Source organism: Vicinamibacterales bacterium, assembly GCA_035699745.1.
In the GTDB taxonomy this organism is placed as follows: Bacteria; Acidobacteriota; Vicinamibacteria; order Vicinamibacterales; family 2-12-FULL-66-21; genus JAICSD01.
The window spans coordinates 1-23,137 of sequence record DASSPH010000038.1 but is presented as its reverse complement, the minus strand read 5'-3'; the positions used below and the strand labels follow the sequence as shown (position 1 = coordinate 23,137).

Annotated in this window: 18 protein-coding genes; 7 read left to right on the top strand and 11 right to left on the bottom strand. The window is 69.8% G+C overall.

Features of this window, described 5'->3' with window-relative positions; translation table 11 throughout:
• Window positions 1-16 precede the first annotated feature (16 nt).
• Complete coding sequence (gene denD, locus VFK57_07625) at window positions 17-970, top strand: D-erythronate dehydrogenase (protein ID HET7695560.1); 954 nt, start codon at window positions 17-19, stop codon at window positions 968-970.
• Here denD and VFK57_07620 read toward each other — a convergent pair.
• The 4 genes from VFK57_07620 to VFK57_07605 all read right to left on the bottom strand — a co-directional run bounded on the left by VFK57_07620 (window position 906) and on the right by VFK57_07605 (window position 8,132).
• Window positions 906-2,846: a pyrroloquinoline quinone-dependent dehydrogenase gene (locus VFK57_07620; protein HET7695559.1), complete on the bottom strand. Its 1,941-nt coding sequence runs from the start codon at window positions 2,844-2,846 to the stop codon at window positions 906-908. The two genes, denD and VFK57_07620, sit on opposite strands and share 65 nt — an antisense overlap.
• Before the next feature lie 77 nt (window positions 2,847-2,923).
• The gene (locus VFK57_07615; GenBank protein ID HET7695558.1) at window positions 2,924-4,561 is read right to left on the bottom strand and encodes an ABC-F family ATP-binding cassette domain-containing protein; all 1,638 of its coding nucleotides are present in this window, start codon (window positions 4,559-4,561) and stop codon (window positions 2,924-2,926) included.
• 161 nt (window positions 4,562-4,722) lie between these two features.
• Complete coding sequence (locus tag VFK57_07610) at window positions 4,723-7,272, bottom strand: zinc-dependent metalloprotease (protein HET7695557.1); 2,550 nt, start codon at window positions 7,270-7,272, stop codon at window positions 4,723-4,725.
• A gap of 41 nt (window positions 7,273-7,313) precedes the next feature.
• Complete coding sequence (locus VFK57_07605; protein ID HET7695556.1) at window positions 7,314-8,132, bottom strand: TlpA disulfide reductase family protein; 819 nt, start codon at window positions 8,130-8,132, stop codon at window positions 7,314-7,316.
• Window positions 8,133-8,141: 9 nt separating this feature from the next.
• On the opposite strand from VFK57_07605, the gene VFK57_07600 reads away from it, so the two are divergent.
• Both VFK57_07600 and VFK57_07595 read left to right on the top strand, forming a co-directional pair.
• Complete coding sequence (locus tag VFK57_07600) at window positions 8,142-9,290, top strand: hypothetical protein (GenBank protein ID HET7695555.1); 1,149 nt, start codon at window positions 8,142-8,144, stop codon at window positions 9,288-9,290.
• The gene (locus tag VFK57_07595; protein HET7695554.1) at window positions 9,291-10,628 is read left to right on the top strand and encodes a putative Na+/H+ antiporter; all 1,338 of its coding nucleotides are present in this window, start codon (window positions 9,291-9,293) and stop codon (window positions 10,626-10,628) included. It abuts the gene before it with no gap.
• Window positions 10,629-10,690: 62 nt separating this feature from the next.
• Here the strand turns inward: VFK57_07595 and VFK57_07590 are convergent, their stop codons facing one another.
• The 4 genes from VFK57_07590 to VFK57_07575 all read right to left on the bottom strand — a co-directional run bounded on the left by VFK57_07590 (window position 10,691) and on the right by VFK57_07575 (window position 16,043).
• Entirely contained in the window at window positions 10,691-13,363 is a 2,673-nt protein-coding gene (locus tag VFK57_07590) for an ABC transporter permease (GenBank protein ID HET7695553.1), read from the bottom strand.
• The gene (locus VFK57_07585) at window positions 13,360-13,704 is read right to left on the bottom strand and encodes a helix-turn-helix transcriptional regulator (protein ID HET7695552.1); all 345 of its coding nucleotides are present in this window, start codon (window positions 13,702-13,704) and stop codon (window positions 13,360-13,362) included. Before VFK57_07585 ends, VFK57_07590 begins: the two co-directional genes overlap by 4 nt.
• A gap of 87 nt (window positions 13,705-13,791) precedes the next feature.
• Complete coding sequence (locus tag VFK57_07580) at window positions 13,792-14,823, bottom strand: hypothetical protein (protein ID HET7695551.1); 1,032 nt, start codon at window positions 14,821-14,823, stop codon at window positions 13,792-13,794.
• A gap of 116 nt (window positions 14,824-14,939) precedes the next feature.
• A complete protein-coding gene (locus VFK57_07575; protein ID HET7695550.1) occupies window positions 14,940-16,043 on the bottom strand; it encodes a hypothetical protein in 1,104 nt (367 codons plus the stop codon).
• Between the two features lie 68 nt (window positions 16,044-16,111).
• Here VFK57_07575 and VFK57_07570 point away from each other — a divergent pair, with 68 nt between their 5' ends.
• From VFK57_07570 to VFK57_07555, 4 genes are read left to right on the top strand one after another with little or no spacing between them, the layout of a single operon-like run.
• Window positions 16,112-16,537 (top strand): hypothetical protein, encoded by a 426-nt coding sequence (locus VFK57_07570; protein HET7695549.1) that lies wholly within the window; start codon window positions 16,112-16,114, stop codon window positions 16,535-16,537.
• Between the two features lie 35 nt (window positions 16,538-16,572).
• The gene (locus VFK57_07565; GenBank protein ID HET7695548.1) at window positions 16,573-17,976 is read left to right on the top strand and encodes a PQQ-binding-like beta-propeller repeat protein; all 1,404 of its coding nucleotides are present in this window, start codon (window positions 16,573-16,575) and stop codon (window positions 17,974-17,976) included.
• Window positions 17,977-18,009: 33 nt separating this feature from the next.
• Window positions 18,010-19,065: an amidohydrolase family protein gene (locus VFK57_07560; GenBank protein HET7695547.1), complete on the top strand. Its 1,056-nt coding sequence runs from the start codon at window positions 18,010-18,012 to the stop codon at window positions 19,063-19,065.
• 31 nt (window positions 19,066-19,096) lie between these two features.
• On the top strand, window positions 19,097-19,753 hold the full coding sequence (locus VFK57_07555; GenBank protein HET7695546.1) for an O-methyltransferase: 657 nt from the start codon (window positions 19,097-19,099) through the stop codon (window positions 19,751-19,753).
• 9 nt (window positions 19,754-19,762) lie between these two features.
• Here the strand turns inward: VFK57_07555 and VFK57_07550 are convergent, their stop codons facing one another.
• The 3 genes from VFK57_07550 to VFK57_07540 are packed head-to-tail and all read right to left on the bottom strand — an operon-like array spanning window position 19,763 to window position 23,055.
• The gene (locus tag VFK57_07550) at window positions 19,763-19,948 is read right to left on the bottom strand and encodes a hypothetical protein (GenBank protein ID HET7695545.1); all 186 of its coding nucleotides are present in this window, start codon (window positions 19,946-19,948) and stop codon (window positions 19,763-19,765) included.
• Window positions 19,949-19,996: 48 nt separating this feature from the next.
• Window positions 19,997-22,714: an ABC transporter permease gene (locus VFK57_07545; protein HET7695544.1), complete on the bottom strand. Its 2,718-nt coding sequence runs from the start codon at window positions 22,712-22,714 to the stop codon at window positions 19,997-19,999.
• Window positions 22,714-23,055, bottom strand: a complete 342-nt coding sequence (locus VFK57_07540) for a PadR family transcriptional regulator (GenBank protein ID HET7695543.1) — start codon at window positions 23,053-23,055, stop codon at window positions 22,714-22,716. The genes VFK57_07545 and VFK57_07540 overlap by 1 nt, the downstream gene beginning before the upstream one ends.
• Window positions 23,056-23,137: the final 82 nt, after the last annotated feature.

Genomic DNA, 23,137 nt, shown 5'->3' with positions numbered 1-23,137 from the left:
ACACGGATCAGCAACGATGACAGTGCTCGTTACCGGCGCCGCCGGGTTCCTTGGCAGCCGCGTCGTCAGGGCGCTGCTCGGCGGGGGTGATCGACTGCCGCCGGTGTCGCGGATCGTGGCCGCAGACACAACGGCCTGCCCGATCGGCGACCCGCGCGTCGACGTCAGGACCGGGACGATCGTCGATTCCGCCTTCATCAGCTCCATCGTCGAAGACGGCGTCGACCTGGTGTTTCATCTGGCGGCCGTCCTGAGCGGCCAGTCGGAGGCGGAATTCGACGTCGGGATGCGGGTCAACGTGGATGCCACGCGCGGCCTGCTGGAGGCGTGCCGCCGGCTGCGCCGGCCGCCGCGCTTCGTGTTCGCCAGCACCGTGGCGGTATTCGGCGCCAATCTGCCTGCGGAAGTGCCCGAGGACCACGTGCTCCGCCCGCAATCCTCCTACGGCGTCGCCAAGGCCATCGCCGAACTGCTGGTGAGTGAATACTCGCGGCGCGGCTTCGTCGACGGCATCGTTCTGCGTCTGGCGACGGTCACGGTGCGGCCCGGAGCGCCGAATTCGGCGCTGTCGTCGTTCGTCAGCGGCATCATCCGCGAGCCGCTCGCCGGCATCGACGCGGTGTGCCCGGTTCCGCTCGACATGCCCATCTGGATCAGCTCACCCGACGTGGTGACCGGCAACTTGATCCATGCCGCACGGGTGCCGTCCTCGGCCCTTGGGGGCGCGCGGTGTGTGAACCTTCCGGGGCTCTCCGTGACGCCGGCGCAGATGCTCGCGAGCCTCGAGCGCGCCGGCGGCGCCGCCGCCAGAGCGCGCGTCCGCTGCGAGATCGATCCCGGCGTCGCGCGGGTCGTCGCCACCTGGCCCGGCGCGCTGGACGACCGCCGGGCGCGTCAACTCGGATTCAGCGCCGATCGGGACGTCGACGAGGTGGTGACGCAGTATCTGAACTCAGCGCGAACGCGATGACGCTGTCCCCGGTCACCGGATTGCCGAAGAAACTGCCGCCGGTCGCCGTGATGACGACGTACTGGCGGCCGTCGCGCCCCTGGTAGGTCATCGGCGTGGCCTGCGCCGCGCCCGGCAGCTTGTGCGCCCACACCTCTCGTCCGGTCTTCGCGTCGAAGGCGCGAAACCGGCTGTCGTCGGTCGCGCCGACGAACACCAGTCCACCCGCGGTCGCAATCGTTCCGCCGTTGCCCGGCCGGCCGGTGTGCTGCTTGTCTGGCGGCAGGCTTTCGGTGATGCCGAGCGGCACCCGCCACGCGAACTCGCCGGTGTTGACGTCGACCGCGGTCAATCGTCCCCACGGCGGCTGCTGGCAATACATGTTGGATTCGTCGTCTTTGAATCGGCCGCCGCCGGCAATCCCTTCGTAGGGGCCTGCGGGATCCACACGGTTGCCCACGCCGCTGGCGCGCGCCGGACCGGCCGCGTCCTTGCTCCGTTCACGGAGGCCGGACATCTGCCCCATCTCGTTGGTGTTGACGAACAGATATCCCAGCCGCGGGTTGAAGGAGGTGCCGCCCCAGTTCACGCCGCCATGGTTGCCGGGGAACTGCACTCGCAGGCGGTTGAACGAGACCGGCAGGTACGGGCCGCCGAGCTGCAGGCCTTCGATCAGCTTCCGGCACGCGGCTTCGAGCTCCGGCGTGACGGTGGCGATCTCCGCCGCGGTCATCGTCATGCGGGAGAGCGGCGCCGGCTTGAGCGGGAAGGGCTGCGTCCTTGCCGCGCGCTCGAGCGGCACGTCGCTCTGCGGCACCGCCCGTTCCTCGACGCCGTAGATCGGCTTGCCCGTCACCCGGTCGAGCAGGAAGAGCAGGCCGTTCTTGCCGATCACCGCGACCGCCGGAATCGTGCGGCCGCCGCGCCTCACGTCGATCAGCGCCGGCGCGCCGGAGAGATCCGCGTCCCAGATGTCGTGGTGCACGACCTGGAAATGCCACAGGTATTTTCCCGTCCGCGCATCGGCGGCGACCAGGCTCGTGCCGAACAGGTTGTCGCCCTCGCGATCGCCGCCGTACTGATCCACGGACGGCGCGCCGAACGGCATGTAGACGATGCCGCGCGCGGCGTCGACCGTCATGAAGCCCCACACGTTCACGCCGGATCGCTGCTTCCAGCTCTCGCCCGCCCAGGTGTCGTTGTGCGGCTCGCCGGCGCGCGGCACCGATCGGAACGTCCACGCCAGCTTGCCGGTATGCATGTCCCACGCGCGGACGTCGCCGGCCGGGCCGCGCGGCGGATTCTCCTGCGTCGTCCCGCCGGTGATCACGAGGTTGCGGTAGGTGACCGGCGGGGAGCTCAGGGCGTTGCGCCCGGGCAGCCCCTGCAGGATCTCCGGCGTGTCGAGGTTCACGATCCCCTTCTCGCCGAAGGCCTCGTTCGGCTTCCCGGTCTTCGCATCCACGGAGTACAGCTTCGCGTCGCTCGAGCCAAAAACGATCTGCGCCGGCGTCTGCGCGTCGCCGGGCCAGTACTCCACGCCGCGGGTGGAAGGGTTGCCCGACGGCAGGCGGAACGCCCAGATCTCCGCCCCGGAGACCGGATCGATCGCCACCACGCGGCCGTAAGGAGTCGACAGATACATCGTCCCGTTGACGACGAGCGGCGTGTTCTGACTCGCCGCGAATCGCAGCGTGGAACCGGCGGGCCTCATGTGAAAGACCCACGCGACCTCGAGCCGGCTGACGTTCGCCGGCGTGAGCTGGGTGAGAGGAGAGAAGCGCTGGCCGCCGCGATCGTGGCCGTAGGTCGGCCAGTCGGAGCCGGCAGGCGCCGGTTGGAAGCTGGATCCAGTTGCTATCAGTGCCACCAGGGCGATATACAGAGCGAGTTTCACGCGGTTACTCTAAAGGATCGAGGGGCGAGGATCGAGGATCGAGGGTCGAGGCGCGGCGTGCGGCCACCGGCAGCCACTCACCGGTGCACGCCCGGCGCTTCGTGGCCGGTGCGTGCCACGTATTCCTCGTAGGTGCCCGGATAGGCGTGGGGCTGCGCTTCCTTGCCGCTCTCGCCGCCCAGTTCGAGCACGCGGTTGCTCAGGCCCTTGAGGAACGCGCGATCGTGTGACACGAAGATCATCGTTCCCTCGAAGTCGTGCAGCGAGTCGAGGAGCATCTCCTTGGTCGCGAGGTCGAGGTGGTTGGTCGGCTCGTCGAGCACGAGGAAGTTCGGCGGATTCAGCAGCATGCGCGCCATCACCAGCCGCGTCTTCTCGCCCCCCGACAGCATGCGGATCTTCTTGTCGATGTCGTCCCCCGAGAACTGGAACGCGCCGGCCAGGTTGCGCAGCGCGCCGATCGACTCGGCGGGGAAGTCCTTCTGCAGCTGCTCCTCGATGGTGAGGTCCGCATCCAGCACGTCGAGCGACTGCTGCGCGAAGTACCCCATCTTCAGGCTGGCGCCCAGCTTGACCTGCCCGTCGTCGGGCGGCGTCGCTCCGGCGATCATCTTGAGCAGCGTCGATTTGCCGGCGCCGTTCTTGCCCATCACGCACCAGCGCTCGCCGCGGCGGATGGTCAGGTTGACGCCGTCGTGGACGACGCGCGCGCCGTAGCGCTTGCTGACGTGCTCCAGCGTCGCGACCAGATCGCCGGAGCGCGGCGGCGTCCGGAAGTCGAACTTCACCACCCGCCGCTTCTTCGGCAGCTCGATCTTCTCGATCTTCTCCAGCGCCTTGACCCGGCTCTGCACCTGCGCCGCCTTGGCGGCATGGGCGGCGAACCGCTCGATGAAGCGCTGCTCCTTGGCGAGCATCGCCTGCTGCCGCGCGTAGGCGGCCTCCCGGTTGGTCTCGCGGATCGCGCGCTCGCGCTCGTAGAAGTCGTAGTTGCCCGAGTACGCCGTGATCTCCCCGCCGTCGATCTCGGCGATGCGGGTGACGATGCGGTTCATGAACTCGCGATCGTGCGAGGTCATCAGCAGCGAGCCGGGAAGGGTCCTGAGGAATTCCTCGAGCCAGATGATCGACTCGATGTCGAGATGGTTGGTCGGCTCGTCCATCAGGAGGATGTCGGGGCGGCCGAGCAGCACGCGCGCCATGGCGACCCGCATCTTCCAGCCGCCGGACAGCGCGCCGACGTCGCCGTCGATGCGGTCGTCCTCGAAGCCGAGCCCGTGCAGCACCTCGCGCGCCTGCGCTTCGAGCGCGTAGCCGCCGAGATGCTCGTATTCCTCCTGCACCTCGCCGAAGCGGGCGAGGACGCGATCCATGTCGTCCGCGCGGGCGGGGTCGCCCATCGCGTGATTCAGTTCCTCGAGCTCGTGATGCAGCAGCCCGACGCGGCCGCTGCCGGCGATCGTCTCGTCGAGGACCGAGCGCCCCGACATTTCCTCCACGTCCTGCTTGAAGTAGCCGATGCTCAGCTTCTTCGGCACCGACACGTCGCCGTCGTCCGGCGCGTCCTCGCCGACGATCATCCGGAACAGGGTGGTCTTGCCGGACCCGTTGGGCCCGACGAGACCGACTTTTTCACCGGGATTGAGTTGAAACGACGCGTCGACGAAGAGGACCTGACGGCCGTACTGCTTGCTGACTCTGGTGAAGGAAACCATTGTAGAGTGCCGATTGGCGATTGGCGATCGACAATTGGCGATTGGGAGATTGTGGATCGACGGATTGATGATTGTCGAATCCACAATCGCCAATCCGTCAATCGCCAATCAACAATCGCCAACCGTCGATCGCCAATCGCCAATCGCCAATCGGCAATGCGTCAGCGCCCCCAGTGACACCAGCTGACGCGGGCGAGCCAGTCCATGCCGGTGTCGCCGATGGGCGCGCCCGGGGGCGGATCGGGCGTCGCCGGCGTCGCGATCGGCGCGATCGGACGCTCGAGGAAGCGCTTGATGTCGCCGGCCATGAGCCTGCGCATGGCGGCGTCGCCCGGATCGGACACGGCAGCCGTGTCGAGCGACTGGATGCCGGCCAGCGTCGAGGACGCGACCGCTCGCACCTGCGGCATCGAGGCGGTGCCGGCCAGCGCCATCAGGCGTTCGACCAGCACGCGGGAGGTCGCGCGGCGGATCTCCTTCTCGTATGGCGTGGCGGCGGCCGCCTCGAATGTCGCCTGGTGAAGAGCGGTCAGCACTCTGCTGAGCCCTGGCAGCGACGGATCGAGCGCGTTCTGCGCCACCATCCGCGCGGCGCGGTCGGGGGAGAGGATGAAGCCGATCGTCATGTCGGCGGCGGCGACCGCCGGGCTGATCGGGTCGAACACCTCGCCGGTGTAGCGGGTGAACATCTCGCGATGCGCCCCCCAGCCGGCCGGCCGCGGCGGGATCTTGTCGAGCGCGTTCTTCGGCAGCGCCAGCTCGGAGGGCTTCAGCGCCGCCATCAGGGCGTCGAGCGCGGCGCCCTGCTGCGCCGCCGGCACCCACCGGGTCGGCGTGCGCTGGTCACCGCGGAACGCGTAGATGTAGTCCTGCCCGCCGAGCGCCGAGGCCGCGGACTCGACGGCATACCGGTGATAGAGGTAGAGCGGCACCAGCGCCTCCTCCATCGTCGCCATCGGCGCGTCCTTCCTGATCACCGTCTCGTCGAACCGGTTCAGCGCGGCGCGCCGGATCTGCATGATGCGGGTCAGCTCGCCGGCCACGTCGGTGCCGTTGTTCCACTGATCCACCCGCGGGGTGGCGTCGAGGTCCTGGTTCGACATGTAGATCAGGTCCGCTTTCCACGCGTCGTCGATGATCTTGCGCAGCGCCGCCGACTCGTTCGTGCCGGGAGGGAAGTCGGAGTAGGCATAGGCGACGGCGACCTTGTCCCACTCGCCGATCCCCGTGGCGTACGCGTCCGACAGATCGATCGTGCCGTCGGGGTTCAGCTTCTCGAGCGGATGGGGATAATCCATCACCGAGATCCGCCCCTTGGCGCTGTTGTAGTACTGATGCCCGATGCCGAGGGTGTGGCCGACTTCGTGGGCCGCGAGCTGACGGATGCGCGCGAGCGCGGTCTGCTGCAGGATGGCCGGCGTCTCGGTGCCCGTCTTGTACGGGGCGAGCAGGCCTTCGAAGATCAGGTAATCCTGGCGGTCGCGCAGCGAGCCGAGCGTGACCGTGGCCTTGATGATCTCGCCGGTACGCGGATCCGAGATCGAGCCGCCGGTGCTCCAGCCGCGCGTCGAGCGGTGGACCCAGTTGATCATGTTGTAGCGGATGTCCATCGGGTCGGCCCCTTCCGGCAGGAGCTCGACCTGGAAGGCGTTGCGGTAGCCGGCGGCCTCGAACGCCTGGTTCCACCAGCCGGCCCCGTCGAGCAGCGCCTTGCGGACCAGTTCCGGCGCCCCGCGATCGACGTAGTACTTGATCGGCTTCTTCGCCTCGCTGACGCGCGCCGCCGGGTCGACCTTCTCGAGACGGTGCCGGCGGATGAACCGCTTGACCAGCGGTTCGGTCATCGGCGCGGCGAAGTCCGCGTATTGCAGCGACTGGAAGCCGGAGCGCGGGTCGTCGACGCGCGTCTTGTAGTTGGCGTCGGGCAGCTCCGCGAAGCTGTGATGTTCCTTCAGGGTCACCGAATCCGCGGTCGGCGTGACGCTGCCCACGGAACCCGAGAACATGCCTCCACCGAATCCGCCGCCGCCGCGTCCCCCGCCCGCGGCGGGCCCTGCCGCGGCTCCTCCCTCGTTCGAGAACGTGAGCAGCGTCGTGATCTCGGTGTTCTTCGGGAACCCTTTCGTCCACGGCATGTCGATCGCGCTGCGCGTGCGGTCGACGCGGTAGTTGCCCGGCCGCAGCCGCGGAATGACGTTGAACGCATCGCGGAGGAAGAAGTCCGTCGCGTCCACCAGCACGCGGCCGTCCGTCTCGGCGCCGACGCTGAAGCCCCAGAGAATGGACCGGGCGAAGGCGTCCTCGGCGGCGCGGCGCTCATCCGCGTTGGGGCTGACGGCGCGCCACGTGTAGTTGGGCTGCACCATCATCACGCGCGGGCCGATGCGCTGGAACTTCACCACCCGTCCCTGCCCGCCGAGGCCGCGATCGAGCCCGATGTCGTTCGAGCCGAGGCCGGACGTCAGGCCGGTCGAATAGAGCATCTCCGTATCGAACTTGTTGATCTCCATCCAGAGCGTGCCGGTCTTCTCGTCCCAGTAGAGCGGCATGTAGCCGTCCACTTTCTGCAGACCGGCGGTGCGGGCGTCGATCGATTGCACAGGTGCGGCGCCCTGCTGTCCGCCGCCGCCGCCGCCGCGCCCCTGCGCCGCGAGGTCGGTCGTCAAGGCAGCCGCCGAGAGAGCTAACGCAAGGAAGCACGTGGTTCGCATGCGCGAGATTCTATATCGAGCCGCCCGCGCCCGGCGGCGGGCTACTGCCTGGCGAGCTTCTCGACCAGCTGCTGCGCGAGCGGCAGGCTGACCGAGCAATCGGGGTCGTCGACGCGGCATTGCGCGAGGGTGAGCCCGCAGCCGCAGGTGCAGTGCTCCGAGTTGAGCGCCTTCAGCACCTCGTCGCGCCGATCGGGCGGCAGCGCCGAGAGGTCGATGCCGGGAATCTTGTTGGCCTGCGCGGCGTTGGCCAGGCGGACCTTGTCCTCTTCCTCGGCGTAGACCACCGTGATTTCCGGCGCCAGGCCGGCGAGCGAACGGGTCTCGCTCTCGGTCACCGCGGCATTGAGCAGGCCGATGTGCTTCTGGGCCAGCCTGCCGTCCCGATCGAGGATGAAGGTGGTCGGCAGCGCGTAGACGCCGGGGAACAGCCGCTCGATTTCCGGCGTACTCATCACCGTCGGATAATTGACGCGGTGCTCGGCGGCGAAGCGGCGCACTGCCTCCACGCTGCCCGAATCCTGCGAGACGCCGATGATCTGCAGGTGGTCCTTGTACTTGTCCTGGAGCGCGACGAGATCCGGGATCTCTTCGCGGCACGGCGGGCACCAGGTCGCCCAGAAGTTGACCAGCACCACCTTGCCGCGGAGCGCGGCGGTGGAAATCTGGCGGCCGTCCAGATCGGTGGCGACGAAGGCCGGGATCTCCACCCGCTCTTTCAGGAGTCTTACCGATCCGGAGGCGGCCGGGGCGCTGGCGAGCCCGGCTTCCACGCCGCGCGTGTACCGGACCATCGCCGCGACGACCGCGGCGCCGCCGAGCAGCCATAAGGCCCACACGAAGATGCGGCGTGCTGACATAATTGAATTATGACGTACGGCGCGTATCCGGCAGGGCGATCGGTCGCCGAGCGGGTCAGGGAGCACTTCGTGCGCCACGTCGAGGCGGCCCAGGGCGAGGAAGTCAAGGGGACGGTGTCGGTCATTGCCGCGCCCCCGGACGTGGAGGCGCTCGAGACCCTGATCGACGTCGCGTTCTGGACGAGCCTGCGGCGTGAAGAAGGTTACGTGCCGATCGTGTCGCTGGCGCTGCTCTCGCCCGACGAAACGCCGAACCCGCTCCGCTTCGCCGAGCCGCTGCGGCTGAAGCCGGCCACGCTCGCCAAGGTGGCGCCCGCGGTCGAGCGCCCCGGGATCCACCTCGGCGTGGCGCCGATCGACGGCAAGCTCGCGGTCTGGGGGGCGACGCGGATCCTGCCGGCGTACTGCCTGGTGCTCGAAGTGGCGGCGCCGGGGCTGCTCGTCATCAAGCAGCACCGCGGCGGCGAGCACACGAAGTTCGCCAACATCGCGGTGCTCGAAGCCGACCAGGTGAAGATCGTCGACGAGGATGCGTCGAGCCTGCCGGATTGTCCGTCGCTCCTCTCGTCGCTGCTCGGGTTCGACACCCCGGCGTCGTGGACCGATTCGGTCAACGTGCTCGTGCAGCTCTCCGTCTCGATGCGCGCCCACAAGCGCGGCGGGCTGCTCCTCGTCGTCCCCGCCGGCTCGGAGCGATGGCGCGAGTCGATCGTCCAGCCGATTGCCTACGAGATGAACCCGCCGTTCTCGGTGCTCGCGGACCTGATGCTGCAGAAGGCAGTGGATCGCGATCGGCTGTGGCAGGACGAGCTGGGGCGCGCCATCGAGGGTATTGCCGGGCTGACCGCGGTCGACGGCGCCACGATCGTGACCGACCGGCACGAGCTGCTGGCCTTCGGGGCGAAGATCACCCGCCGCCGCGGCTCGCCGCTCGTCGAGCTGACCGCGGTCACCGAACCGATCGAAGGGGGCGCGCCGAAAGTCGGCCATCCGTCGTCGCTCGGCGGCACGCGGCACCTCTCCGCCGCGCAGTTCGTGCACGATCAGCGCGATGCCGTCGCCCTGGTCGCCTCGCAGGACGGGCGCTTCACCGTGTTCGCGTGGTCACCGTGCGAGAACATGGTCCACGCGCACAGGGTCGAGGCTCTGCTCCTGTAGATGGATCTCGCCGCCGTCCTGCGCGCGCAGATCCAGGCGGACCCGTTCAATCTCGTCGCGACGGGCATCTTCCTGCTGGCGATCCTCCACACGTTCGCGGCGTCGCGCATCGCCGCGCTCGCGCATCGCGCGCCCGCCGGCAGCGTCCGCAGCGAGCTGCTGCACTTCGCCGGCGAAGTCGAAGTGGTCTTCGGCCTGTGGGCGGTCGTGCTGCTGGCGGCGATGACGGTGGAGAAGGGCTGGGCCGCGGCGACGCACTACCTCAACGACACCGTCAACTACACCGAAGCGCTCTTCGTCGTCGTCATCATGGCGCTCGCGTCGACGCGGCCGATCGTGCTGTTCGCGGAAGCGGCGCTGCGCCGCGTCGCGGCGGCCGGCGGCGGTTCGCCGGCGGCCTGGTGGCTGACGATCTTGATCGTCGGGCCGCTGCTCGGCTCCTTCATCACCGAGCCGGGTGCGATGACGATCTGCGCGCTGCTGCTGGGGCGGCAGTTCTACGACCTGCAGCCGCCGATGCGGCTTCGGTACGCGACGCTCGGCCTCCTCTTCGTCAACATCTCGATTGGCGGCACGCTGACGCATTTCGCCGCGCCGCCGGTGCTGATGGTGGCGCGTCCCTGGGACTGGGGGCTCGGCTTCATGCTCACGCACTTCGGCTGGCGCGCCGTGCTGGCCGTGATCGTCTCGAGCGTCGGCTACGCCCTGGTGTTCCGGCGCGACCTGCAGTCGCTCGTCGGCCGCCTGCCGATGGCGGATCTCCCGCCGCCGGACGAAGACGCGGCGACGGATCAACCGGTGACCACACCCATGCCGCCCTGGGTGACGGCGGTCCATCTTGCGTTCATGGTCTGGACCGTGTTCACGGCGCACTATCCGGCGCTGTTCCTCGGCGGGTTCCTCTTCTTCCTCGGATTCGCGCGCGCCACCGCCATGCACCAGAGCCGCATCGAGCTGCGCACGCCGCTCCTGGTGGGATTCTTTCTGGCCGGACTCGTCATCCACGGCGGATTGCAGGGCTGGTGGATCGGCCCGGTACTGGGCGGCCTGACGGAGACGCCGATGTTCCTCACCGCGGCGTTCCTGACCGCGTTCAACGACAACGCGCTGATCACCTACCTGGCGACGCTCGTGCCGCACCTCGATCCGCCGCTGCAACTGGCGGTCGTCGGCGGCGCCGTCGCCGGCGGAGGACTGACCGTGATCGCCAACGCGCCGAACCCCGCCGGCCAGGCCCTGCTCGCGCGCTTCTTCGGAGGCTCCATCTCCCCGCTCTACCTCGCCGCGGCCGCCCTTGGCCCGACCATCGTCGCGACGATCGCGCTCCTCTTCCGGTAAATCCGATCACCCGATCACCCGATCGCCCGATCGCCCGATCACCCGATCACCCGATCGCGCGATCACGCCCGCAGCGCGTCCACCGGATCGATGCGCATCGCCCGTCGCGCCGGCAGGTAACAGGCCAGCGCGGCGATTGCCATGAGAAGCGCCGGCACGAGCGCCATCGTCGCCGGATCGAGCGGCCGGATCCCGAACAGCTGCGTGGTGAGCAGCGGCGTCACGGCGAACGAGGCGGCGACGCCGAGCGCTATGCCGATCGCGGCGAGCGTGACCCCTTGCCCGACGACCAGACGCAGCACGGAGCCGGGCTGTGCGCCGAGGGCGAGGCGGATGCCGATCTCGCAGGTCCGCTCCGTGACGATCAGCGCCATCACTCCGTAGACGCCGACCGCCGCCATCACCAGCGCCAGCGCTCCGAACGCCGCGACCAGCAGCAGCACGAACCGGCGTTGACTCACGGAGTCTGCCCTGACCTGCGTCATCGGCCTGATGTCGTAGGCGGCGATCTCCTTGTCCACGGCGCGCAGCTCGCCGCGAACGGTCGCCGCGAGCGCGGCAGGATCGCCCGTGGTGCGAATGACGATGAACGGGTTGGTCGGAGGGCCCTGGAGGTACGAAATGTACATCTCCGGGGCGGCAGGCGCCTCGAGCCCGCTGTGGCGCACGTCGCCGATGACGCCGACGATGGTGTTCCACGGCGACGTGGGACTCATCCGGATCCGCTTGCCGACGGGATCGGCGTCCGCGAACAACTGCCGCGCCATCGTCTGATTGACGACCACGACGGGCGGCGCCTCCGCATTGTCGGCGGCGGTGAACGAACGTCCGCGCAGCACCGGGATGCCCATCGTCTCGAAGTAGTCGTGCACCGCGCGCCGGAACTCCACTTCCGGCCATGCCGCCGGCGGCTTGTCGCTCCCCTCGACGCCGATCCGCGTGGTGACGTTGGTGCTGCCCAGTGGAAGCCGTGTGGTGCCGCCGGCGGACTGGACGCCGGGAATCGACTCGAGCCGGGTGAACAGATCCCGATACAGCGCAAGCCGGTGCGCCGGCGTCTGGTATTTCTGCGGCACCGCAATCTGCAGCGTCAGCAGCCGGTCGGACTGGAATCCGGGATCCACGGCGAGAACCGAGAGGAAGCTGCGCAGCAGCAGTCCCGCGCCCAGCGTCAGGACGACCGCGAGAGCCACCTCGGCGATCACGAGCGCACTGCGCAGCCGGCGCTGACCCCGGCCGGCGGTCGAGCCGCGCCCGCCGGACTTGAGCGCGGTCTGCAGTTCCGCGCGCGAGGCGGCCACGGCGGGCACGACGCCGATCGCAATCCCGGTGACCAGCGAGAGCAGGAAGGTATAGCCAATCACGGTGGCATCGGCGTGCACTTCGCCGAGCCGAGGCATGTCCGCCGGCGCCATCGCGAGGAGCGCGCCCATGCTCGCGTTCACCACGCCGATCGCGACGCCGCCGCCCATCAGCGCCAGCAGCACTGTTTCCACGAGTGTCTGCGCAATCAGCCGGCGGCGGTCCGCGCCGAGCGCCGACCGGACCGCCATCTCGCGCTGCCGCACGCCGCTGCGCGCCAGCAGCAGGTTGGCGAGATTGACGCACGCCATGAGCAGCACGAATCCCACGCCGGCGAGCAGCAGCACCAGCGCTGGACGCATTGCCCCCACCGCCTGCTCGTGCAGCGGCACGACGGACGCGCCGACCGTGCGGTTCGACTCCGGGTAGGTGGTCGCGAGCTGACGCGCGATGCCGGCGATCTCCGCGTTCGCCTGCGTCACGGTGGCGCCGGGCTTCAGCCGTCCGACCACCGACAGGAACCGCACGCTGCGGGTCAGCATCGCCACGCCCGTGGCGCGGCTGTTGCCGGCGACGAAGGCCAGCGGCAGCCAGGCGTCGACGTCATGGGATCGCGAGAAGCCCGACGGGCCGAGCATCGACTTGTAGGGGAACACGAAGTCCGCCGGCATGACGCCGATGACGGTGCGCGGCTGATCGGCGATGGTCAGCACACGGCCGAGCGCGTCGGCATCGCCGCCCAGATGCGAGCGCCAGAACCGGTGGCTGACGATCACGGCGGTCTGCACGTCGGCGGGCGTGAAGGTCCGGCCGAGCGCCGGCGTGCGGCCGAGCATCTCGAACATTCCGGGCGTCACCGCGGTCGTCACCACCTGCTCGCTGCCCGCCGCCGTGGTCAACGCGGCGCCGACGATGAAGCTGTAGGCGGCCTGCAGGTCGGCGAACGCGCTCGCCTTGCGATAGTCGAGGAAGTCGAGCGGGGCGACCACGTCGCGATCGCGGTGCTCGATGGCATTCGTGCTCCAGACCATCACCAGGCCGCCCGGGTCCAGGTAGGGCAGCGGCTTCAGCAGGACGCCGTTCACGATGGTGAAGATGGCGGTGTTCGCGCCGATGCCGAGCGCGAGCGCGGCGACGGCCAGCGCGGTGAACACCGGGTTGCGGAGGAACATGCGCGCCGCATGGCGCGCGTCCGAGCCGAGCGATCGCCAGTTCATGGGCGTCCTTTCCCGGGCGTTGAGCCGCGCCGCCGCCGCGTTGAACGCGATGTCGGCCAGCGTGCGGAGCAGAAACAGCGCTGCGGCCAGTCGTCCGCGGCGCACGGCCTCCGTGTAGCGATGGCGAAACGCCTGCTGCATGCCGTCGGCGAACCGCTCGCGGAACGCACGCGGATATGCGCGCAGCAGCTGGCGGTAGACCGCCGCCATCCTCATGCGCGATCCCCGCGGAAGGCGCGGCGGGCGGCGGATACCTGGCTCGCGAGCCGTTCGACCTCGGCGCGCGCAACCGCCCGTCCGAGCGCGCTCACGCGGTAGTAGCGCCGCCGCTCGTCGTCGCGATCGGCCGCCGGCCGCGCGTCGATCTCCTCGATGAGGCCTTGATCCAGGAGCCGGCTGAGGGCGCGGTACAGCGTGCCGGGGTGGAGCACGATCCGCCCGTCGGTGCGGCGCTCGACGTCCTGCATGATCTCGTAGCCGTGCCGCTCGCCGGCCGCGAGGGCGAGCATGATCTCGAACACGACCGGCGTCAGCGGAAGGAAGCGGGCGGGGTCCATCGGCCAACTATACGCTCAAGGCGTATAGTTGGTTGCACCGAGTGACGAACGGTGGTTCCGGCGCCGGCAGGCTGGCGCGCCCGCGCCTCAGCGAATGCTGAAGAGGACCCGCGCCGGCGGACCTTCGACGTCGTCAGTGTTCCGCGTCTCGAACGCCTGGCCGATGCGGTTGCCGCTGGGATCTTCCAGCGCCGGCAGCACGGAAACGGCGTAGTCGCCGGCGCGCCAGGCGGTGGACGGCACGAAGCGCCATGCCGTCTCGCCGGGATCGACGGCGACCGAGCCGGCAACCGTCCCATCGCCGCCCGGGTCGATGCGAATCACGGTCAGCGCCCGCTGCAGCAGGCCGCGGTCGAGCGGAAAGGGAAAGGCGACATGGAGCGGTTCGCGCGTATCGGCCGCCGGCGCGCTGACCCGCCACACCCGCGTCGACAGCGCCTGTTCGCGTGCCGCGCCGACGCGGTACGTCTTCTCGAACGCCGCCGTCAGCGGCTGACCGTGCGCATCGGGCCAGTCGCGCGCCACCAGAATCGAGAACGTGCCGCCCGGGCGCAGCGGCCGTCCCATCGTCCGGTTCGGCAGGATGCCGCGTTTCACACGGCCCGGATCGAACAGGATCGTGAAGCGCGTCCGATCGCCGTTCCACAAGCCGGTGTCGAGGGGCAGCAGCGCGTCGGGAATGTCGCGGCCCTCACCATCCACCAGCCGGACGTAGTCCTGGCCCGGGCGCGTTCCCATCGGTCCGGAGAATTCCACGTACATGCGGAGCAGGTTGGCGGGCACTTGGGGACCGGCCGGATAGACGCCGGTGACGCGAACCGGGTCGCTCCGCGGGGCCGGCGGGGCCGCGACGGTGTGCGTGAGACGCTGCGCGCCGGCCAGCGCGCCGCCGGGCGCCGCCGCCGGATCCAGGACGACGACGTAGGAGCGGCCGGGTTCGAAGGGGACGATCGGCGTGAAGCGAAGGGTGCCGCTGTCGACGGCGTACGAGCCGGCCACCGGGATGTCGGCGGGCCGGCCGTCCGCCGCGACCGCGACCCGGAGGAGCGCGGTCCACCGGTCGCGGGAGAGCGCCGCGCGGTCGATGGCGCGGAGATCGCCCCGCGACAGCCCGCGCACGACGATTGCGGGCGTCTTCGGGTTGGAGAGATCGAGGCCGATCTCCGGCGCCGATGGCGCGCTGCACGCGGCCAGGGCCGCGCACAGCGCCGTCGCCAGGATCGTCGCGCGGACGGTCAGGGCAGTGCGACCGCCGACAGGCTGAGCCCGGACGCCGTGCGCGCGAGCACGATCGAGCGCTGCGCATCCAGCAGGTCCATCTGCTCGACGCCTTTCATCGACGCAATGGTCTCGTAGGCGATGCCGCCGGTGGGGGCGGTCACCTTCGCGGTGATGGCCGGCGCCGTGCCGAAGTCCGCGGTGGGGATCTTCATCACGCCGCGATTGTTGTTCGACATGAGCAGGAATTCCTTCCCGTCCTTCTTGTAGAGGATCATGTCGAGCGGACGGTTGCCGGCGCCGAACTCGGCGATCGTCGTGCCCACCACCTTCGTGCCCTTCAGGCTGTTCATCGGGAACTTCACTAGCGGAGTGCAGGTGTAGCTGGCGATCACGTGCGGCGTGCGATCGATAGTGTAGGGGATGAAGGTGTAGACCGGCGCGCGGGTCTCGAGCTGGCCGTGGTTGCCGTGGAAGATCTCGACGCTGGTGCCCGGGTCCGCCGCGGTGAACGGGTAGGCGAACGTGCGCAGCTTCGAGGCGAACTCTTCGTTCGAGAGCCCCGCGACGATCAGCGTGCCGTCGGCGAACGCCATGTCGGTGACCGAGTCGGCGCGCGGGTTGCGGCGCCCGTCGGCGCCCGCCGCCGGCGCGTTCGGCAGCGAGACCTTGGTGTACTTCACTTTCTCGATGGCGATCGGCTCGATGCGGCCGTCGCCGTCGACGCGGAGGAGGACCGGCCTGGCGTCGGCGCCGGTGCCGCGCATCACGCCGATGTAGGCGTGCTTCGTCTTCGGATGGATCGCGAGATCGGTCACGCGGATCGCGCTCGCCTCGCTGCCGAGCATCGAGGCGATCTTGCGGTCGATGTCGGGGACGTCGGCCGCGCCCGGTGTGCCGCCGGTGCCCTGCGCGCCGAGGTCGAGCGCGTAGATCGTCGCCGCGGTGGTGTCGGCTGCGAACAGCAGCCCGTCGGGCCCGAAGGTCATCGGGCCGACCGACTGCAGCGCCGGTCCCTCGTCCGGCACCGCCGCCGTGACGCCGGTGCGCCCCGCCGGGAGTACCGCCAGCCCGGCAATGGCAACGGCGCCGGCGATCGACTTCATCGTTCGTGAATACATTCTGATCCTCCTCAAGCCGCGCGTATTCTACCCCGGCTGAAGCGGCCGGCGGCCTCAATCCAGTTCGCGTGCGCTACGATCGGCAGATGCAGCAGGACCTGCCGGTCGTCGCGGTGATCAACTCCACTCCGGACATCGTCGACATGGTCCGCGTGACGCTGGAGCAGGCCGGGTTCGTCGTCGTGACCTCGCTGACGTTTCAGATCCGCGAAGGGCAGGTCGACGTCGAGCACTTCATCGGCCAGCACGAGCCGAAGGTGATCGTCTATGACGTGTCCCCCCCCTACGAAGCGAACTGGGCGCTGTTCCAGCACCTTTGCCGGATGCCGGTGATGCAGGGACGGCAGTTCGTCATCACCAGCGTCAATGCGAAACATGTGGAGCGGCTCGCCGGGCAGCACCAGCAGGTGTACGAGATCGTGGGCAAGCCGGTGGACCTCTCGCAGCTCGTGCAAGCGGTCAAGGAAGCGGCGCGCGCGCGGCCGACGCGGTAGAGCCGCTGACGCGCCGCCGGTTGTAAACTGCTCGCGTGCACCTCACACTCTCCTGGGCCCTGACGGCGCTGATCACGGCGTTCGTCCCCGCACCCGTGCCTCCCGACGCCACGTGGCCGCAGTTCCGCGGCCCCGCCGGCCGCGCTGTGTCGACGGTGACCACGCTGCCGGCGTCGTGGTCCACGACGATCAACGTCGCCTGGACCACGGAGGTGCCCGGCCGCGGCTGGTCGTCGCCGATCGTGTGGGGCGATCAGGTGATGCTCACGTCCGCGGTCGGCAAAGGCGCGTTCAAGCAGCCGTCGCCGGGCATTTACGGCAACGATTACGTCGCCGAGCTGCAGAAGCAGGGGCTCGGCGAGCAGCAGATCATGGAGAAGCTGCGCGCGCGCGATCTCGAGTCGCCGCAGGAGATCGGCGAGCTGCAGTTCATGGTCTACAGCTTCGACGTCAGGACCGGCAGGCTGCGCTGGGCGCGGCAGGCGCACACGGGGCTGCCCGTCGGCGGCCGCCACCGCAAGAACACGTATGCGTCCGAAACGCTGGCGACCGACGGCGAGCGCGTCTACGCGCTGTTCGGCAACATCGGTCTGTTCGCCTTCACGATGGACGGCACGCCGCTGTGGACCTACGAGATCGATCCGCAGCCGCGCTATCTCGACTTCGGCACCGCCGCGTCTCCGGTCGTGCACGACGGGCGCGTCTACATCGTCGACGACAACGAGAAACGGTCGTTCATCGCCGCGATCGACGCCAAGAGCGGCAAGGAGATCTGGAGGACGCCGCGCACCGGCCTCGGCCGGATCCTGTCCGGGTGGTCGACGCCGTTCGTCTGGGTGAACGCGGTGCGCACGGAGATCGTCACCATCGGGCCGCAGCTCGCGATCAGCTACGGTCTCGACGGCAGGGAGTTGTGGCGGCTGAAAGGGCTGACCCAGGCGAACCCGACGCCGACGGAAGGCGAGGGGCTGCTCTACATCGGCACCGGGTCGCAGGGTGAGGCGAACCGGCCGCTGTTCGCGATCCGGCCGGGCGGGAGCGGCGACATCTCGCTCGCGCCGGGCGCCGCGGCCAGCCAGTTCGTGGCCTGGTTCCAGCCGCGCGCGTCGGCCTATACGTCGTCGCCGCTCGTCTTCGGCGGCCGCGTCTACGCGGTGAACGACACCGGCGTGCTCCAGGTGTTCGACGCGAAAACCGGCAAGGAGCTGTACAAGGCGCGCGTCGGCGGCGTGGGCAATACCTTCTCGGCGTCCCCCTGGGCGTGCGGCGGCAAGGTGTTCTTCCTCAGCGAGGAGGGGGACACGTTCGTCATCCGTCCGGGCGATACTTATGAAGAGATCGGCAGGAACAGCCTCGGCGAGATGGCGCTCGCGAGTCCGGCGGTGACGCGCGACGGGTTGTTCGTGCGGACGCAATCCAGGCTTTATCGCATCCGATAGGGGCGCGCGGCTGGCGGGAATCGGGGGTGACCTATGAACCGGCGTGAGGCGTTGACGCGGCTCGGACAGCTCGGGGCGATGACCGTGCTCGGACCGCCGCTGCGGGGGCAGCAGGACGATCGCACCCGGCTGCCGGCGCCGCTGCTCGACGCGCACGCGCATCTCATCAGCCGCGACCTCGCGACCTGGATGCGAAACTCCAGCGCGGACGCCGACGTGCGCCGCGCGATCCGTCCGGTGAACGGGCGGATCATCGTCGACGCGCTGGAGGAGGACGGCATCCCGCGCGCGATCGCGCTGTCGAGCGCCTGCCTGCACGCCAGCGACTCGCTGCGCGCCGGCCGCCGCAAGAAGCCGGCGGACGAACATCGCGACGTCCAGAACGAGAACGATTTCACGGCGCTGCAGGCACGGGAGCACGCGCCGGTCCTGATCCCGTTCGCCAGCGTCAACCCCAAGCGCGACTACGCGGTGGACGAACTGGTGCGCTGCGTCGAGACGCACCGCATGCGCGGGGTCACCGTGCACTTCGGCGACAGCGACGTGCGGCTCCGCGAGGCGGTGCACCTGACGCGCGTGCAGGCGCTGTTCGCCGAAGCGGCGAAGCGCGGCGTGCCGGTGATCGCCCACATCTTCAACGACGCCGTGAAGGATTTCGGCACCGCGGATCTCGAGATCCTGATGGGGCAGCTGGTCGAGCCGTTCCCCGCGCTGCGGCTGTCGATCGCGCATCTCGGCGGTCCGGGCGGCGCGGCCGAACAAGGCACGCTGCGGATCTTCGGCACACTGATCAATGCCGTCCGCGCCCGCCCGCAGCTCGCGCCGCAGCTGTGGGCCGATTGCTCGAGCGTGCTCCTCACCGAGCCGCGTCCCGGCGCGCGGCCGATCTCCCCGGCGCAGCAGCTCGCGCTCGGACGCATGCTGCGCGAATGGGGCATCGATCGGCTGATGTGGGGCACCGACGCGTGGACCGATCGCCATCCGAGCTCGCTGACGCAGGCGCGTCAGGTCTGGCCGCTCGGCGACGCCGAGTGGGGCACGCTGGCGTCGTTCGACGGCAGCGGTTTCCTGCCGCGCAGCGGAACCTGACGCGGCGCAGACGTCTGACTAAGATAGACGGATGAACCAGGAGACGTGGACCGCGGTCGACAACTACATCAGCGAACAACTGATTCCCGCTGACCCGGTGCTGGACGCGGCGCAGCGCGCCGCGCAGGACGCCGGGCTGCCGGCGATCAGCGTCTCGGCGCCGCAGGGCAAGTTCCTGCACCTGCTCGCGCGCCTCGCGGGCGCGCGGCGGATTCTCGAGATCGGCACGCTCGGCGGCTACAGCACGATCTGGCTCGCCCGGGCGCTGCCGTCCGGCGGCCGTCTCGTGTCGCTCGAATTCGATCCCGGACACGCGGCGGTGGCGCGCGCCAACCTCGAACGCGCCGGCCTCGCTCCCCTCGTCGAGGTTCGCGTCGGGCGTGCCCTCGACCTTCTCCCCGCGCTCGAAGCCGGCGAGCGGTTCGACTTCGTGTTCATCGACGCCGACAAGCCGTCCACGCCGGCGTACTTCGAGTGGGCGCTGAAGCTCACCCGCAGCGGCGGCGTGGTCGTCGTCGACAACGTCATCCGGGACGGGAAGATCGTCGACGCCTCCGGGACGGACGCCGACGTCGAGGGCATGCGCCGGTTCCTCGCGACGCTTGCGGCCGAATCGCGCGCCTCGGGGACGGTGATTCAGACCACAGGCGTCAAAGGCTACGACGGCTTCGCCCTCGTCGTCGTATAGCCGCCGCGGCTACCGGTCTCCGCGATCTCCCTGGCCGCGAGGCGCCTTCCCCTTGGCCTGCCGGCGGCGGTCGGTCGAGAGCGAGCGCCCGACGTCATCCATTTCGCTGAACCGCCCCTGCTCGTCGCGCCGGCCGTACATCTTGTTGCGCCCGGTATCGATGAGCTCGCGGCGTCCGCTGTCCCGTTTCGGCATTGGATGTCCTCCTCGACGAGAGAGGAGCAACCCGCATGCCGCACGAGCTTACTCGGCGCGCAACGCGACGAGCGGATCGACGCGCATGGCTCGGCTGGCCGGGATCCAGCAGGCGGCGATCGCCACTCCCACGAGTGCCGCCGTCACGGCGAGATACGTCCACGGATCCACGGCGCGGACGCCGTAGAGCAGCGAGGCCAGGAAGCGGCTCAGCGCCAGCGCGCCCGCCAGGCCGACCGCGACGCCGACCAGCGCCGGCGTCACGTGCTGCTTGAGCATCAGCGCCCGCACCGCCGAGCGCTGCGCTCCCATCGCCATGCGGATGCCCACTTCCTGCGTCCGTTGCGCGACGGCGTGCGACGTGACGCCGTAGATCCCGATCGAGGCGAGGAGCAGCGCGATCGCCGCGAAGCCGCCGAGCAGCGTCGCCTGGAATCGCGGCTGCCGCAGCGTGTTCGACAGCGCGGCGCGCAGACTGGTCACGCGGAACAGCGCGAGCTGCGGATCCAGCTGCTGCACCTCCCGGCGGATCGCCGGCATGACGGCGGCGGGATCGCCGGCGGCGCGATACACGAGAATCTGCGTGCTGCGCGTGCGCTGCAGCGACGAGAAGTAGATCTCGGGACGGATGTGGCGCTTCACGTCGGCGCGGCGCAGATCCTTGACCACGCCCACCACCGTCAACCATGGCGCCTGCGGGTTCGTGCCGTCGCCGGGCTTCAGGCGGCGCCCGATCGGGTCTTCGCCGGGCCAGACGCTGGTGGCGAGCGTTTCGTTGACGATCACCGCGAACGGCGCCCGGGCGTGATCCTGCTCCGTGAATCCCCGGCCGCGCACGATCCTGGCGCCGATCGTGTCGAAGAACCCCGGCGATACCGACTCGAAGGGATACTCGGGGCGCTGCTCCTGCGGCGGCAGCGGCTTGCCCTCGAACGCGAAGCCGGCGGAGTTGGTGAGCAGCGGCTGCAGGATGCCCGAGGCGAGCGACGCAGACTCGACGCCGGGCACCGCCCGCACCTTCTCGAGCAGCCTGGCGTAGAACGCGCGCGCCGCGTCCGGCGTGGGATAGACGCTGCCCGGCAGACTGATCGTCGCCATGCCGATGCGATCGATCTGGAACCCGCGGTCGACGCGCTGCATGCCCCAGAGCGTCTGCAGCAGCAGGCCGGCGCCGGTGAGGAGCACCAGCGCCAGCGCGACCTCCGCGGCGACGAGCACGTTCCGGGTTCGCCCGCTGCCGGAGGGGCCGCCCTGGCGCCCCCCTTCGCGGAGCACGTCGGCGACTGCGGCGCGCGAGGCGTGGAGCGCGGGGAGAAGACCGGCAATCAGCGCCGCGACGGTCGCCGCCGCAACGGCGAAGAGCAGCACGCGCGCGTCGAGCCGGATCTGATCTGCCCCGGGAATGCTGTCGCCGGCGAGCGACACGAAGAACCCGGTCGTCCAGTACGCGAGCAGGACGCCGGCGGCGCCGCCGATCATCGCGAGCACGAGGGACTCGGTGAGGATCTGCCGCACGAGGCGGGCGCGTCCCGCGCCGAGCGCCGTGCGCACCGCCAGCTCGCGCCGCCGCGCCGCTGTCCGGCCGAGCATCAGGTTGGCAAGGTTCGCGCACGCGATCAACAGGACGAAGAGCACGGAGGCCATGAGGATCGCCAGCGGCCGCTGTACGCTCCCCACCAGCTGCTCGCGGAAGCCGACGACGTTCGCGCCGTAGCCGCGGTTGCCGGGAAACTGCTCGGCGATGCGGGCGGAAATGCCCGCCATCTCGGTCTGCGCCTGCTGCACCGACACGCCGGGACGAAGCCGGCCGATGACCGGCAGCCAGAACGATCCGCGCGCCTCGCGCAGCCCCTGCGCCGGCGCGAGCGGCTTCCACAGTTCCGCCCCCTCGGGGAACCGCATCTCGGGCGGCATGACGCCGATGATCTCGTGCGGCCGTGTACTGAGCGTGATCGTCCGGCCGATGACGTCGGCGGCCCCGCCGAAGCGGCGCTGCCACAAGCCGTGCGAGATCACGATCACGCGATCCCGCCCCTCGATCTCGTTCGCTTCCGTGAACAGGCGTCCCGTCGTCGGCCTGATGCCCATCACGTCGAAGAAGTTCGTCGTCACCTCGGCGCCGAGGAGCCGCTCCGGCTCGCCGGCGCCGGTCAGCGTGAATGCCGCATCGGCGTAGCCGGCGAGGTGCGCGTACGATGAATTCTGGTCGCGCCAATCGCGGTAATTCGGGTACGAGTTGATGTCTTCCTTGATCTTCTCGCGCGTGTTGTCGACCCACACCATCGTGATGCGATCGGCCTCGGGGTAGGGCAGCGGCCGGAGCAGCACCCCGTTGACGACGCTGAACACCGCGGCGTTGATCCCGATGCCGAGCGCGAAGGTCATGATCGCGACGGCGCTGAACCCGGGCGTCCGCACCAGCATCCGCAGGGCGTGGCGCGCGTCTCGCATGAAGCCGAGTCTGTACATGGAGCCTCCTCGTTCGCCGGGGACCGGCGCCTCTTGCCGTGTCCACTCGCGGATCCGCCTCGGGACGGGGCGCCGGGCGCGTTCCCGTGCGGCGTCGAGCCACGGGCTCGATTCGTCGAGCAGCCGCAGCGCCGCGGCGCGGCTCTCGTCCTCGCTGCCGCCCTCCCGCCGCGCGTCGTCGTAGGCCTGGGCCAGGTGCGCCGCCAGCTCGTCGACGAACTCCGCATCGGGCGGCGCGCCGAGCAGCGGCGTGAGCCGGGCGCGGATGGCCGCGTTCCAGTCGCCGGGGGCGGGCATCAGGTCACCGGCTTCAGGACGACGCCGTCGATGGCGCTGACGAAGTCCTTCCAGTTGCGCCGCGCGGCCGCGAGCCGGCGGCGTCCGGCGGCGGTGATCCGGTAGAAGCGGCGGCGCCGCTGCGAGGGCTTCTCGACCCACCGCCCGGCGATCAAGCCGTCGTGTTCCATGCGGTAGAGCGTGGTGTAGAGGGTCGCGACGTGGAAGATCAGACGCCCGGCGGAACGCCGGTCGATTTCCTTGGCCAGCTCATAGCCGTGCCGCGGCCCGTCCTCGAGCACCGCCAGCACCAGCGTCTCGGCGCTGCCCTTCTTCAGTTCGACGAACGCATCCGGTGGCATATATGCGAGAAGCATATATGCGGCACACAGCTGGTGCAACCGGTAGCCGGTTGCCAGTAGCCGGTGGCCAGTAGCCGGTAGC

Coding starts and splice junctions, on each gene's coding strand:
- denD (HET7695560.1), top strand. CDS start 17: ATGACAGTGCTCGTTACCGGCGCCGCCGGGTTCCTTGGCAGCCGCGTC.
- VFK57_07615 (HET7695558.1), bottom strand. CDS start 4,561: ATGGTTTCCTTCACCAGAGTCAGCAAGCAGTACGGCCGTCAGGTCCTC.
- VFK57_07610 (HET7695557.1), bottom strand. CDS start 7,272: ATGCGAACCACGTGCTTCCTTGCGTTAGCTCTCTCGGCGGCTGCCTTG.
- VFK57_07605 (HET7695556.1), bottom strand. CDS start 8,132: ATGTCAGCACGCCGCATCTTCGTGTGGGCCTTATGGCTGCTCGGCGGC.
- VFK57_07600 (HET7695555.1), top strand. CDS start 8,142: ATGACGTACGGCGCGTATCCGGCAGGGCGATCGGTCGCCGAGCGGGTC.
- VFK57_07595 (HET7695554.1), top strand. CDS start 9,291: ATGGATCTCGCCGCCGTCCTGCGCGCGCAGATCCAGGCGGACCCGTTC.
- VFK57_07590 (HET7695553.1), bottom strand. CDS start 13,363: ATGAGGATGGCGGCGGTCTACCGCCAGCTGCTGCGCGCATATCCGCGT.
- VFK57_07585 (HET7695552.1), bottom strand. CDS start 13,704: ATGGACCCCGCCCGCTTCCTTCCGCTGACGCCGGTCGTGTTCGAGATC.
- VFK57_07575 (HET7695550.1), bottom strand. CDS start 16,043: ATGTATTCACGAACGATGAAGTCGATCGCCGGCGCCGTTGCCATTGCC.
- VFK57_07560 (HET7695547.1), top strand. CDS start 18,010: ATGAACCGGCGTGAGGCGTTGACGCGGCTCGGACAGCTCGGGGCGATG.
- VFK57_07555 (HET7695546.1), top strand. CDS start 19,097: ATGAACCAGGAGACGTGGACCGCGGTCGACAACTACATCAGCGAACAA.
- VFK57_07550 (HET7695545.1), bottom strand. CDS start 19,948: ATGCCGAAACGGGACAGCGGACGCCGCGAGCTCATCGATACCGGGCGC.
- VFK57_07545 (HET7695544.1), bottom strand. CDS start 22,714: ATGCCCGCCCCCGGCGACTGGAACGCGGCCATCCGCGCCCGGCTCACG.
- VFK57_07540 (HET7695543.1), bottom strand. CDS start 23,055: ATGCCACCGGATGCGTTCGTCGAACTGAAGAAGGGCAGCGCCGAGACG.